Source organism: Nocardia sp. NPDC049737, assembly GCF_040674755.1.
Lineage (GTDB): Bacteria > Actinomycetota > Actinomycetes > Mycobacteriales > Mycobacteriaceae > Nocardia.
In genome coordinates this window covers 58,199-71,266 of sequence record NZ_JBFANH010000010.1, presented here as the reverse complement: position 1 = coordinate 71,266, position 13,068 = coordinate 58,199, and the positions used below count along the sequence as shown (strand labels likewise).

At 64.3% G+C, this 13,068-nt stretch carries 12 protein-coding genes; 5 read left to right on the top strand and 7 right to left on the bottom strand.

From position 1 onward, the window contains the following. The first annotated feature begins 10 nt into the window (after window positions 1-10). Window positions 11-733, top strand: a complete 723-nt coding sequence (locus AB0J47_RS15550; protein ID WP_364345783.1) for a hypothetical protein — start codon at window positions 11-13, stop codon at window positions 731-733. A 64-nt stretch (window positions 734-797) separates the two neighbouring features. Here AB0J47_RS15550 and AB0J47_RS15545 read toward each other — a convergent pair whose 3' ends face one another. The 6 genes from AB0J47_RS15545 to AB0J47_RS15520 all read right to left on the bottom strand — a co-directional run bounded on the left by AB0J47_RS15545 (window position 798) and on the right by AB0J47_RS15520 (window position 7,079). Next, window positions 798-1,748, bottom strand: coding sequence for a carbohydrate kinase (locus AB0J47_RS15545; protein ID WP_364345781.1), 951 nt, complete (start codon window positions 1,746-1,748; stop codon window positions 798-800). Window positions 1,749-1,774: 26 nt separating this feature from the next. Continuing rightward, window positions 1,775-2,887 (bottom strand): ATP-binding cassette domain-containing protein, encoded by a 1,113-nt coding sequence (locus tag AB0J47_RS15540; protein WP_364345778.1) that lies wholly within the window; start codon window positions 2,885-2,887, stop codon window positions 1,775-1,777. A gap of 10 nt (window positions 2,888-2,897) precedes the next feature. After that, on the bottom strand, window positions 2,898-3,692 hold the full coding sequence (locus AB0J47_RS15535; RefSeq protein WP_364346087.1) for a carbohydrate ABC transporter permease: 795 nt from the start codon (window positions 3,690-3,692) through the stop codon (window positions 2,898-2,900). A 74-nt stretch (window positions 3,693-3,766) separates the two neighbouring features. Continuing rightward, window positions 3,767-4,735: a sugar ABC transporter permease gene (locus AB0J47_RS15530; RefSeq protein ID WP_364345776.1), complete on the bottom strand. Its 969-nt coding sequence runs from the start codon at window positions 4,733-4,735 to the stop codon at window positions 3,767-3,769. 2 nt (window positions 4,736-4,737) lie between these two features. Next, on the bottom strand, window positions 4,738-6,039 hold the full coding sequence (locus tag AB0J47_RS15525; RefSeq protein WP_364346085.1) for a sugar ABC transporter substrate-binding protein: 1,302 nt from the start codon (window positions 6,037-6,039) through the stop codon (window positions 4,738-4,740). A 47-nt stretch (window positions 6,040-6,086) separates the two neighbouring features. Continuing rightward, window positions 6,087-7,079 (bottom strand): sugar-binding domain-containing protein, encoded by a 993-nt coding sequence (locus AB0J47_RS15520; protein WP_364345774.1) that lies wholly within the window; start codon window positions 7,077-7,079, stop codon window positions 6,087-6,089. 99 nt (window positions 7,080-7,178) lie between these two features. On the opposite strand from AB0J47_RS15520, the gene AB0J47_RS15515 reads away from it, so the two are divergent. From AB0J47_RS15515 to AB0J47_RS15500, 4 genes are all read left to right on the top strand, one after another. Then, window positions 7,179-8,687 (top strand): mannitol dehydrogenase family protein, encoded by a 1,509-nt coding sequence (locus AB0J47_RS15515; protein WP_364345772.1) that lies wholly within the window; start codon window positions 7,179-7,181, stop codon window positions 8,685-8,687. A gap of 4 nt (window positions 8,688-8,691) precedes the next feature. Then, window positions 8,692-9,705 (top strand): NAD(P)-dependent alcohol dehydrogenase, encoded by a 1,014-nt coding sequence (locus AB0J47_RS15510; RefSeq protein ID WP_364345770.1) that lies wholly within the window; start codon window positions 8,692-8,694, stop codon window positions 9,703-9,705. 208 nt (window positions 9,706-9,913) lie between these two features. Further along, the gene (locus tag AB0J47_RS15505; RefSeq protein ID WP_364345768.1) at window positions 9,914-10,825 is read left to right on the top strand and encodes a cutinase family protein; all 912 of its coding nucleotides are present in this window, start codon (window positions 9,914-9,916) and stop codon (window positions 10,823-10,825) included. Between the two features lie 881 nt (window positions 10,826-11,706). Then, window positions 11,707-12,015, top strand: coding sequence for a hypothetical protein (locus AB0J47_RS15500; protein WP_364345766.1), 309 nt, complete (start codon window positions 11,707-11,709; stop codon window positions 12,013-12,015). 351 nt (window positions 12,016-12,366) lie between these two features. On the opposite strand, the gene AB0J47_RS15495 is transcribed toward AB0J47_RS15500, so the two are convergent. Then, window positions 12,367-12,753 carry a hypothetical protein gene (locus AB0J47_RS15495; RefSeq protein WP_364345764.1) on the bottom strand — a complete coding sequence of 129 codons (387 nt, stop codon included), beginning with the start codon at window positions 12,751-12,753 and terminating at the stop codon, window positions 12,367-12,369. Window positions 12,754-13,068: the final 315 nt, after the last annotated feature.

Sequence of the window (13,068 nt, the reverse complement as noted above, 5' to 3'; positions counted from 1 at the left end):
GAGGCTGGCGATGACCGAAAGCCCACGATCGATCGCCGAAGTCCACACAACGCTCCCATCAGGTGAGGAACAGGAGCGATTTTCCGGCTACGGGGTGATGGGGATGCCATTCGTCAGCGGCCACTACTTGGCGCTTCGGCACTTCCCTGCCAGCTCGGTCGGCGCAGGGTACGACTCGGTGTGGCATCGAGACCCGGCCGGCGAATGGGTGATCTACAGCAATATTTCCCCGGAGGCCAGCTGCGCCCGCTATTTCGGCTCAGCCCTCGAAGACGCACGGGTCGAACACATCTCGGTGACGTGGACGGGTCCGTCCGCGTTCACAGTGGAGGTGCCAGACAGGCTTGTGTGGGATCTCGAACTGGGACGATCGGCGGCGACGGCGGCGATGACGGGTCTCGGTCGCATACTGCCCGCGCCTTTGTGGCGACGCCCTGCCGTCCTGGCGCTCATGTCGCGGGTTGCGGGTCCAGCCCTCGGCGTCGGGCGAGTCCGGCTCAGCGGGACGTCCCCGAACGGTCAATGGTTCCGTGCCAACCCGCGGATGCTGTGGACCGTCGAGAACAGTGCTGCACGGATCGACGGCATCGATATCGGTCCTCCTGGGCCGCTGGCCGAGCAGGCGAGGTTGGGTGACTTCTGGCTGCCGCAACGCGGAATGTTCATCGTGGGCGAGGCATATTTCGAGCCATACGATGCGCTGCGCCATCAGGCGGCCCGCTCCGGCTCATGATGACCACGATCAGGACTGCGTGAACCGCTCTTACGCACACTGGGGCATGCAGCCATGAGTCCGTTCAGAAATCGCGCCCAGCGCGCGGCCCGAAATGCCGGTTCGCCGCCCACCTCCAATGCGGTGGGTCCGCACCTTGTCTGCTACAGGTCGCACTGGCCACTGCGATCGCGAAATCCAGAACTTCTTCCAACCCGGACCGGGTAATGGCCGCCAACTGCTCTCGACGGGATCTACCCAGTAACCCGGCTCCGCCGAGTGCGTCGAGAAGGCCCGCTGTGAAGGCGTCGCCCGCGCCGACGGTGTCCACCACGCTGACCTGCGGGGCAATCCGCGTCACCGCGAATCGCGGAGTGCGGGCGTAAGCGCCGTCGGCGCCCAGGGTAACCACAACGAGCGCCGGCCCCTTGGCGAGCCAGTCCCGCGCTACGGTGCGCGGGTCCGTGCCCGGATACAGCCATCGCAGGTCTTCCGCGCTGACCTTGACGATGTCGGCAAGGCCGACTTGGCGCTCGACCCTGGCGCTTTCGCCGTCGATTGATCCCAGTAGGGAAGGGCGAATGTTCGGGTCCAGCGATATCGTCACCGAACCACTCCTTCGCTGTGTCCGCATCAGGTCTTCGACAACGGCTGCTCCGGGGTATAGGGCGGTTGCGATCGATCCGGTGTGCAGGCATAGGCAATCCGGCAGGATCCGCGGCGGTTCGGTGACATCCCAGGCGATCCGGAAGTCGTAGGTGGCGCCGCCGTCGTTGTCCAACGCAGCGAGGGCGATGCTGGTCGCCGACGACTGGGCGGGCAAGCGTTGGACAACCACATCGTTTGCCCGCAAATGCTTTCCCACGATGCGACCGGGCAGGTCGTCGACCAGCTGGGTCGCCAAGGTGACCTGCGCTCCCAGACGTGCCAGTCCGACCGCGACGTTCGCCGGGCTGCCGCCAGGGCGAGATGCGAAGACCTGCCCATCCGAGTCGGCGATGAGATCCAGCAACGCTTCGCCAACCACTGTGATCACCGGTGTGGTCCTCCTTGTGCCGGGTATCAGGCCGCGATTCGCGTTCCGTTCACGGGATGGAACAGATGTACTGCGGCGGGGTCGTTGACCTGGAGTGTTACCGTCTCAGCGAGTTTGGCCGGGGCACGGCTCGCCGAGCGGGCGACGAAGGTGAACGGCTCGCCGTCGAGGCCGGTGATCGGCGCACCGGGTATGCGCGCGTACACATACGATTCGCTGCCGAGTTCCTCGACGAGTTCCACGGTGACCGTGAAACCTGTTCCGTCGCGGCGGAGTTCGAGCTGTTCGGGCCGGATGCCGATGGTCACCGTGTCCAAGCTCGCTTCGGCGAGCCGGGTCATCTGCTCGCGCGACAATTCCATTGTGGTGCCTGCGATGTCGACGCCACCGGAGGTGAGAGGCACCCGGAACAGGTTCATCGACGGTGATCCGATGAACCCGGCGACGAACGCGTTGGTGGGCCGGTCGTAGAGCTCGGCGGGGGTGCTGAACTGCTGCAACCGGCCGTCACGCAGTACCGCCACCCGGTCCCCCATGGTCATGGCCTCCACTTGGTCGTGGGTGACGTAGACGGTGGTGGTGCCCAGCCGTCGCTGCAGCGCGGCGATCTGGGTGCGGGTCTGCACGCGCAATTTGGCGTCGAGGTTGCTCAGCGGCTCGTCCATGCAGAACACCCGCGGCTCACGCACGATCGCGCGCCCCATCGCCACCCGTTGCCGTTGTCCGCCAGACAGTTTCGCAGGTTTGCGGTCCAGATACGGGGTGAGACCGAGTAGTTCGGCGGCCTCGGCGACGCGGCGTTTGCGTTCGGCCACCGGCACTTTCATCATCTTGAGCGCGAAACCCATATTTTCCCCGACGGTTTTGTTCGGGTACAGCGCGTAATTCTGGAACACCATGGCGATATCGCGGTCCTTGGACGACACACCGACCATGTCCTGACCGTCGATGCGGATGGAGCCGCCATCGATCTCCTCGAGGCCTGCGAGCATTCGCAATGCGGTGGATTTGCCCGAGCCCGACGGCCCGACCAGGACTATGAACTCACCGTCGGCGATATCGAGGTCGAGCGAGTCGACCGCGAGCGTCTCCGCGCCCGGATAGACACACGATGCGGAGTCGTAATGGATTGTGGCCATGAGTTTTTCCTTACTTGATGGCGCCGAAGGACAGGCCGCGCACCAGCTTGTTCTGTGCGAGCCAGCCGGCGAGGACGACAGGCAGGGCGCTGAGCACCGCGGCTGCGGACAGCCGCGCCCAGTACAGGCCCTCGCCGGTGATGAAGCCGACCAGGAACACCGGAATCGTCTGTGCCTGTACGGCGGTCAGATTCACCGCGAAGAAGAATTCATTCCAGGAGAAGATGATGCAGATCAGTGCGGTGGCGGCGATACCGGGCGATACCAGCGGCAGGATCACCTCGCGCACCGCGGTCCACAGGCTCGCCCCGTCCATGCTCGCCGCCTCGAGCAGCTCGCCGGGCACCTCCAGGAAGAACGATCGCATCATCCACACCGCGATCGGCAGATTCATCGCGGTATAGAGGATGACCAGCGCCCAAATATTGTCCAGCAGCCCGATATTGCCGACGATCACATACAGCGGCACGATCGCCGCCACGATCGGCAGCATCTTGGTGCCGATGAAGAACATCAGCGCGTCGCGGGTATTGCGCACCGGACGTAACGACAGCGCGAATGCCGCCGGAATTCCCAGGGCCAGAACGAGAATCGTCGACATCCCGGTGGCGAAGGTGGAGTTCAGCAGCGTGGTGCCGATACCGCTGTCGAGGACCGCGGAGAACTGGTCCAGGGTCGGGGTGAAGAATAGCTTCGGCGGATCGGTGTAGGCGTCGCCCTCTTGTTTGAACGCCGTCAGCACCATCCACAGCACAGGGAAGAACATTCCGATGCCGATCACCCAGGCCAGCGCACCCCACAGCATGCCCGCTCGGTTGTGCCGACGACGTATCGGAACCTGCTGTGCCGCAGTGGGTTTGTCGGCAAGCGCATGCGCGTTCATGCGGCTTCCTCTTTTCCGGTGAAGGACTTGAACAGCAGTCGCAACGCGAACGTCGCGACGATGGTGGTGGCGATGACGGTGACGACACCCATTGCCGCGGCCTGACCGATATCGAAACCGAGGAAAGCGCGCTGATAGATATAGAAGGGCAGATTGGAGCTGGCGATGCCCGGCCCACCCGAGGTCATCATGTACACCGCGTCGAAGGTGTTGACCAAGTAGATCGCCCCCAGCACGGCCCCCAGTTCGATGAACCGGCGCAGATGCGGGAGGGTGAGCTCACGGAAGATCTGCAAGGAGTTCGCGCCGTCGACGCGGGCGGCCTCGACGATATCGCGTGGCATCGATTGCAGCCCGGCCAGGATCAGCAGCATCATGAACGGCGTCCACTGCCATACCAGGTCCGCCATCACCGCGGGCAGCGGATACTTGCTCACCCAGTCGACCTGGCCGGCGCCGAACGGTTTCAGTACGAAATTCACCAGTCCGAACACCGGATCCAGCATGGTGGTCTTCCAGATCAATGCCGCCGCGACAGGAGTCACCAGAAACGGTGTGATCAGTAGGGTGCGGACGATGCCGCGGCCGAAGAACGCGCGATCGAGCAGCAATGCCAGCAGTAGTCCGAGGATCACCGAGATGATGACGGTCCCGACGATCATTATGACGGTGTTGAGCGCCACCTGCCGGAACTGGCTGTCGCGGAAGACATCCGCGTAGTTCTGCAATCCGATGAAATGGCGCGAGCCCGGCCGGACCAGGTTCCACGATTGCGTCGAGTAGTACAACGTGAAGACGAACGGCACCTGGGTGACCACAACCATGAAGATCAGGGCGGGTAGCAGCGGACCGCGCCTGCGCCAGCCTTCGGCTTGTGCGAGCCGGTCGTGCCGCGCGCGGATCGGCGGTGGTGCTTGTTCCGTAGTCGAGTCGGAAGCTGCTGGCGCTGTGGTGGTTTCAGACATAACTACTGGTTCTCTCGATACGACCGGCCGACCGCGTCGGCATATTGCTGGGCTTGGTCGAGTGCGTCATGGACGCTGGTCCGACCCGCGACGGCGGCGCTGATCTGCTGGCTCACTCTGGTTCCGAGGTCCTGGAACTCCGGAATGGCGAGGAACTGAATTCCGGTATAGGGCACCGGCGCCACGGTGGGATGTTCCGGATCGGCCCCCTGCATCGACGAGAGTGTCAACGGTCCGTATGCCTTCGACGCCGCGGCGTATTCGGGGATCTGATAGGTCGACATCCGGCTGCCCGGTGGCACGTGTGACCAGCCGAGCTTCTCGCCGACCATCCGGATGTAGGGCTTACCGGTCATCCAGGAGATGAATTTCCAGGCCGCATCGGGTTTTTCACTTGATTTGGGAATCCCCAGCGACCAGGTGTACAGCCAGCCCGAGTTCGGCTTCTGCATGACCGGTGCCGGCGCGTACCCGATCTTGCCGACCACCTTGCTGGATGCGGGATCTTCCAGCACCGAGACCGCCGAGGTCGCGTCGTACCACATGGCGGTGTTGCCTTGGGAGAGCTGCGTGGCGCATTCGCTGAATCCGCTGGCGGCCGCCCCGGGTTCACCATGTTCGCGCACCAGGTCGATGTAGAACTCGACGGCACGAACCACTTCGGGACTGTTGAGCTGGGCGTGCCAGTTCTCGTCGAACCAGCGTCCGCCGAAGGTGTTGATCACGGTATTCAACGGTGCGAGCGATTCACCCCAGCCGGGCTTACCGCGCAGGCAGATACCGGAGCGACCACCGGCGGGATCATCGAGTTTCGCGGCGGCCTGGGCGATTTGATCCCAGGTCGGTTCGGCGGGCATGGTCAGCCCCGCTTGTTCGAACAGATCCTTGCGGTACATCAGGAACGAGGATTCGCCGTAGAACGGCACGGAGTACATATCACCCTGGTAGGACAGGGATTTCTGCAGGGAGGGAATGAAATCTTGCGCCTCGTAGCCGGGCGTCTCGCGCTCGTAATCCGACAGGTCGACCAGCCAGCCGTTCTTGGCCCACTGCGGTGTCTCGTAGTTGCTGATCATCACCACATCGAATTCACCACCGTGGGTGGCGACCGAGGCGGTGATCTTGGCGCGGGCCTGATTCTCCGACAGCGAGACGAATTTGAGTTCGATTCCCGGATTTTCGCGTTCGAACTCACCGGACAGGGCGATGGCGTCCTGCATCTGTGAGTTCGAAACCATCGCGATGGTGACGGTATCGCCGCTGGAGGTGAACGATCCGGCGCCCGCGCAGCCGCCCACCCCCATAACAACCGCGACAGCCAGCGCCGCAGCGGCCTTCGCATGGTGTCCATTCATCGGCCAGAACTCTCCTTCTTTTCCAGCAGCCACCGCGCACACTCGATATCGGTGACGAGAATGGTGGCCAGTCCGCCCCGCAGCGCACCGAGGACGGCTTCGTGCTTGGACTCTCCGCCGGAAATCAGCAGCGAGGTCGGGCAGGCCCGGATGGCGTCGAGTCCGACCGAAACCGTGCGTGCGGCAAGGGATCCCGCGACATCGCTGCCGTCGGCGCGGAAGAATCGGCCGCCGATTTCCCCGACCGCGCCCAGTTCGCCGAGTTCATCGAGGATCGCGGTGTCGAGATAGCTGCCCTCGAACAAAGTGGTGGCGGTGGAGACAGGTCCGACACCGAACATCATCACGTCGGCGTCTCGCCCCAAAGACATGGCGCGGCCGAGTAGCGAATCCTGTTCCAGCGCGGTCACGGTCGCCGGATCCGCGTAGAGCGGTGCGTGCAACCGAACGGGGGTGGCCTGCAATTGAACGGCGCAGCGGCCGAGTGTGTAATCGACGCCGGTTTGGTAGTCACCCGAGGTCATCGAACCGTCCAGCTGGACAACGGTCGCGCACCGTGCCGACTTCGTCCACAGCTCATGCGCGACCGCGATGGTGTCCGGGCCCCAGGTGAATCCGAGGGTATCCGCCGGCCGTAGTCGACGGTGCAGGACGCCGACCGCGGCGCGACCGAACGGGAGCAGGCTCGCCTGGGATCGATCGGGCACTTCACCGAGCACGACCGCTTCGGTGAGCCCGAACCTCGCCTCGAGTTCGCTCTCGACATCGGCGTGCACAGCCGAGCGCAGCTCGTCGGGGACGTTGATCTCGATGCGCACCAGCCCCTGCGCCCGCGCGCGGGCGATGAGCCGCCCGGCGGTCGGGCGGGAAACACCCAGCTTGGCGGCGATTTCCGCCTGGGTGGCGCCCTCGAGGTGATAGAGCTGCGCAGCCCGCAACGCCAACCGGACATCGTCCGGATTTCCCGGCCGGGACGCTTCGGTAGCCACTGTGCTCCTCATCGATGCCTGATCATCTGCTCAGCGTGTGAGCTATTGTTCAAGAGGCTACCATCGGAGTGTGACGTACACAACAGTCGAAGGGTCGTTATGAACGGGGCCACAACCACGGCGTTACGTGCCGCCAGGATCCACGGGCTCGCCCCGGAAGTTTCGGTGCCGGCCTACGACCGCACCCGGATCCGCACCGGGATAGTCCATTTCGGCGTCGGCGGGTTCCACCGCGCCCATCAGGCGATGTACATCGATCGGCTACTGGAGCAGGGCGGCGCGACCGACTGGGGTATCTGCGGAGTCGGAGTGCTGCCCGCCGATCGACGCATGCGCGATGTGCTGGCGGCGCAGGATGGCCTGTACACCCTGTCGGTCACCGAGCCGGACGGTACCTGGCGTACCCGTGTGATCGGCTCGATCATCGAATACCTTTATGCGCCAGACGATCCGGAAGCGGTAATCGAGAAGCTGGCCGATCCGGCAATCCGGATCGTCTCACTGACCATCACCGAGGGCGGATACAACTTCTCGGCGACCACCGGCGAATTCGACGCTGCCGATCCGGCGATTCGGGCCGATCTCGCGTCGGGCGGTCTGCCCCACACTGTATTCGGACTCGTGACCGAGGCGCTGGTGCGCCGCCGGGCGCGGGGCATCACGCCGTTCACCATCATGTCGTGCGACAACATCGAGGGCAACGGACATATCGCGCGAGCCACCTTCGGGGCGTTCGCGCGGCTGCGTGATCGTGAGCTCGGTGATTGGGTCGAGCATGCGGTGCGGTTCCCCAGCTCGATGGTCGACCGCATCACGCCGGTGACATCCCCCGACGCGTCCGCCGAGCTCTCGCGCCGCTATGGCCTGGAGGATCGGTGGCCGGTGGTGACCGAGCCGTACACCCAATGGGTGCTGGAGGATTCGTTCACCCTCGGCCGTCCCGACTTCGATGCTGTAGGGGTGCAGCTCGTCGCCGACGTCGCACCGTATGAGCTGATGAAACTGCGCTTGCTCAACGCGAGCCACCAGGCACTCGCCTATCTGGGATATCTGAGCGGCTACCGCCTCGTGCACGAAGCGGCCCAGGATCCGGACTTCCGCCGATTCCTGTTGCGCTACATGGACCGTGAGGCAACACCTACCCTGCGCCCGGTGCCCGGCGTCGACCTGGACCGCTACAAGCACACGCTCATCGAACGGTTCTCCAATCCCGCGATCGGCGACACCATCGCCAGACTGTGTGCCGAATCGTCGGACCGCATCCCCAAATGGCTGCTGCCGGTCATCCGTCAGCAGCTCGACACTCGCGACGGATCCGGCGAGATCGACTGTGCCGCGACGATCGTTGCCGGTTGGGCACGCTATGCCGAAGGCATCGACGAGCACGGCGAGCCGATCGAGGTCATCGACCGGCTCCGCGACCAGCTGACACCGCTGGCCCGCCGCCAACGCGACGACCCCACCGCATTCCTCAGCAACAGAACAGTATTCGGCGATCTGATCGACCGGCCCCGATTCCTCGACGCCTATGTCACGTCACTGCGTGCACTGCATGCTCGTGGCGCCCGGGCGACGGTTGCCGAGTTGGCACGCGACGAAAGGCAGTGACACTATGCGCTCAGCGGTCCTGGAAGCCGTCGGAAAGATCGCGATCGAGGAACGTGCCGTGCCCGAACCGGGTCCGGACGAAGTGCTCGTCGAGGTCAGCGCGGTCGGCGTATGCGGCTCCGATGTGCACTACTTCGAGCACGGTCGGATCGGCCACCACATCGTCGACCAACCGTTGGTGCTCGGCCACGAAGCCTGCGGCGTGGTGGTCGGATTCGGCACCGGTGCGCGACACCATCACCTCGGGCAACGAGTCTCGCTCGAGCCCGGGGTACCGGACTTCACCTGCCGCCAATGCCGGGCCGGCCGCTACAACCTGTGCCCGCACATGCGGTTCTTCGGCACACCCCCGATCGACGGCGCATTCTGCGAATACGTGGTGCTGCACCAGCAATTCGCCCATCCGGTGCCGGATTCACTGACCGACGAGGCGGCCGCCCTGCTCGAACCACTATCGGTCGGCGTATGGGCATGCCGTAAAGGTCGGGTGAGTGCGGGCGACCGGGTATTGGTCAACGGCGCGGGCCCGGTCGGACTCGTCACCGCACAGACCGCGCTGGCTTTCGGCGCCTCCGAGGTCGTGATCACCGATGTGAACCCGCAGCGACTGGCGCTGGCCATCGAATTGGGCTGCACACAAGCCGTAGACGTCGCCGGCACCGCACTGCGCGACATCGGATTCGAACCGAATGTGCTGCTGGAATGCTCCGGACACCCACGAGCAATCAGCGACGCGATACGCACTGTGGCCAGGGCCGGACGGGTGGTACTGGTCGGCATGGGCGGCGACGATATTCCACTCCCCCTGCCCTACCTTCAGGAACACGAACTCGAGCTGACCGGAACGTTTCGCTACGCCAACACCTGGCCAACCGCGATCGACCTCGCCGCCACCGGACGAGTCGATCTCGACCGCTTGGTCACCGGCCGCTTCGGCCTCGATGAAGTCGGCGCGGCATTGACCAGCGGCCGCCACGACCACAGCTCGATCAAACCGATTGTGTTACCGGGCCGATAACCAGTTCCGCCGAACGTGCCCCCTCTTATTCATGGCGTTGTCAGTTGTACGCGCACTTAGCCGGGGGCGCCCGGCGGTCTGCTCGTCCACCAGTCAAGCGCGTAACTGACGTATAATCCCAGCGCCGTGCTGACACGCCCTTTACACTCGCGAAGTAACCTTCGCCGATCGGACAACGCGCTGGATCGTGAAACCCCGGGAGTAGACGATGTTTTCTCGATGGAAAAACACCGCCGCATGCGCGGCTGCCCTGGTGAGCGCCGCCCTTCCGGTCGGCGTCGCCACAACCGCACAAGCAGCCCCGCAGCAGTGCCCCCACATGTATGTCGTGGCCGTTCCGGGCACATGGGAAACCTCGAAGTCCGAACCGGGCCGAGGGATGCTCGCCGCCGTCGCCGACGGCTTGCCCGGCGACGTCGAGACCGACTACGTCGCCTACACCGCGACCGCGTTCCCCTGGGAAGGCGAGGTGTACGGCCGCTCCAAACGCGAAGCCCTCGACAACACCCGTGGCCTGGTCAATGCGATGGCGCAGCGCTGTGGCGCAACTCGCTTCGCGCTGCTGGGCTACAGCCAGGGCGCCGACGCCGCCGGTGATCTCGCCGCCGAGATCGGCACCGGGCTGGGCGTCGTAGCGCCGGACCGCGTGGCATTGGTCGGGCTGATATCCGATCCCCGCCGCTCCCCCACCGACAACCTGATCGGCCCTCCTGTCGTGGGCGCCGGCGCCGGTGGTCCACGCCTGGGCGGTTTCGGCTGGCTCACCCCCAAGACCTACACCTTCTGCGCCCCGGGAGATCTGTACTGCGCAACCCCCGACGGCGACTTCGCCGCCCGCATCGCCGGATTCTTCGCCCAGATCTCCAACCCCGACCCCACCCAGATCGGCCCCTATCAGCAGCAGGCGGGCAACCTCATCGCCGACGCCCTCGCCGCAGGCGGTCTCGGCCTGCTCCACGACCAGCTCAACAACTCCGCCTACGAAGAACGCAAAAAACAGATCGACGATTTCCTGAAGTCAGGGATCCACCAGAGCTACCCCCACTACGCGATCGACCCCGGCGGCGTCACCCCTCTCACCTGGCTGCGCCAACAGCTGATCGACGCCGCACGCAATTAGTCGCTTGCGCCCCTAACTTCCCGGACATGTCCCACGGTTCTGCCGGACGCCCGGCGCTCCATCTACCCGTTGGCATGTGCGCTCGTCTGGAGCTACTGATGGCTGCACGGCCCACCGACGCGCTCGCAGCAGACCGCATGTCGGTGATTCCCGCCAACCCGCGTAGGCACAAAAGGATCTCGACGAAATAAACCGGCAGACCCTAGGCGCGTGACAAGGATCGGGTCGTCGCTCTCATGGAGCCCGATCAACAGGGCATCAGCTGAGACCGCGCGCTCGAACCACTGGACGGCTCGGAGGGTTCTCGGGATCCGGAGCAGCGTACGGAAGCGCGAGCCGAGTCGGGCGCGTTCGGTGTCGACGTCGAAGTAGAGCACGCCGGTGTCGCGGCTCAGGGATCCGGCGTTGCACCGTCGAGTAGGACACCCCGGTCTCGGCGGTGAGTTGGTTGCCCCGGGGCCCGGCCATCGGCGCGCAGCAGAGCGAGGATACATGGGTCGACATCGTCCCAGCTCGGTGTCGCGCCGTCGCGCCGCGCGACACCTCGCCCGGTAACGCCGGATTCGCCGTCGTCCGACGGGCCCCCGAGCGCGTCATCGGCTCGAGTTCGCGCCGGGCCGCGAGCGAAGGTCCGCTGCGAGATCGGGTACGCCGCATGCCGATTCGCGGCACCGTCGAATAAATCAAGCGAATTTGATCATCTAATTCGCATGAGCGATAAAGATCAAATTGCGTCACCTAGGCTAAAGATAGTGTTTGCCTATTATTAACCGTGATTATTTGCACAATAAGAAAAGTGGATTTGCAGATCACTTCTTAATAACATTTGGGGTGTGCGCCGTGATGGCGTCGTTATCCATCTGTGAAAGGAAGCTCCGTACATGGTCTCTCGCAAGGTCTTTGCCGCCGCCGCCACCGTCTCCGCCGCCGCCCTGTTCTTCGGCCCGGTCGCGGTCGCCTCCGCCGCTAACCCCGCCGCTAACTCCGCTGCCACCGGCTCCGCTGCCACCGGCTCGGGCTCGGGTTCGGCCGATGGTGGCTCATCCACGGGTTCGGCTGGCTCGTCCTCCGGTTCCGCCATGCTCGACTCCGGCAGCTCTGCCCTCGACGGCGGCACCTCCGCCATCCTCAACATCATCGATGCGATCACCGGCGTCAGGGATCTCTCCCAGCCCAAGCCCGCCTCCTAATTCGGGCCTCGGTAGATCACCGCTTCGTCCGGGTCGCCTCACGGGGCCGGATTTCTTTTGTGCCGCTCCGCCTCACATCGGCGGGCGCGCGCTATTGCAGTGAATTTGCCGGTATCCAAGCGATAATTCGCTGTGTCGAGTAGCCACAGCCTATAAAATCTGACGATTCCGTTTGCCTGCCAATGAGATAGCTCTCCGCGCCGTGCGTCCTGGGCTTCCTTGAAGATCAGGTCTTGTGCCGTTCGGACAACTCGCCGGACGGCACAAAAATTTCCGGAAGAGTTCGAGACGCAACCGTCGTGGCGGCAGTGGCACCCGAAGACCGAACTGGTCTACGGGCTGGGCGCTCGCCTACAGCACCACCATCTTCCGGTCCGTGCCTGTGTCGGCCGTACCACCTTCGACGGTCTCCACATTTACTTCGAGAGCGATCTCGTCGCCAGCCTCGAAACGGTCGTCCGCTTGGCTCGCAGTCACGATGATGACGGCCTTGTGCTCGATCCCGTCGCACGTCGGTTTCGCATTGCCGATGCCTACCAGGATATCGGCGATGCGGACGTTGACTCCGAGGTGACCTTTGCCGTCTTTTGCGTGACATGTGTAGCGCAGCGGAACACTCAACTTCTCGCCTGTCGCATCAGATCCGACGATTGCCACGCCGTCGGCGTCGATCTCGATAGTCGTCGGCTGGGTCGCCTGCGCAACGCCGGAGACGATGAACGTCGCCGCGGCGGCCACTGTGAGCGCGACAACGGGGGTCCGAAAAGGAGCAAACATGTGTCCTCCAAGAGCATCGGAATTCTGGCAGGCACAAACAAGAGCAGTCCACGGAAGCGGTCACACCGCTCGCTGCGGCGGCATCACGTTAACCCCAGTCGCAGCACCCGCCTCTTAACAACACCCGATGGCTTCGTTACGTGTGCCGATGCTCTAGTGGCCCATTGCGGGCCGTCAGCCATATCGAGAAGCAGGGAGCATCTCGCGCCCCTGCCCCTCGTGCGCCGCGCCCGGGGCGGGATTGACCAGACACGGGCACTAGCTATCTGGTTCCCA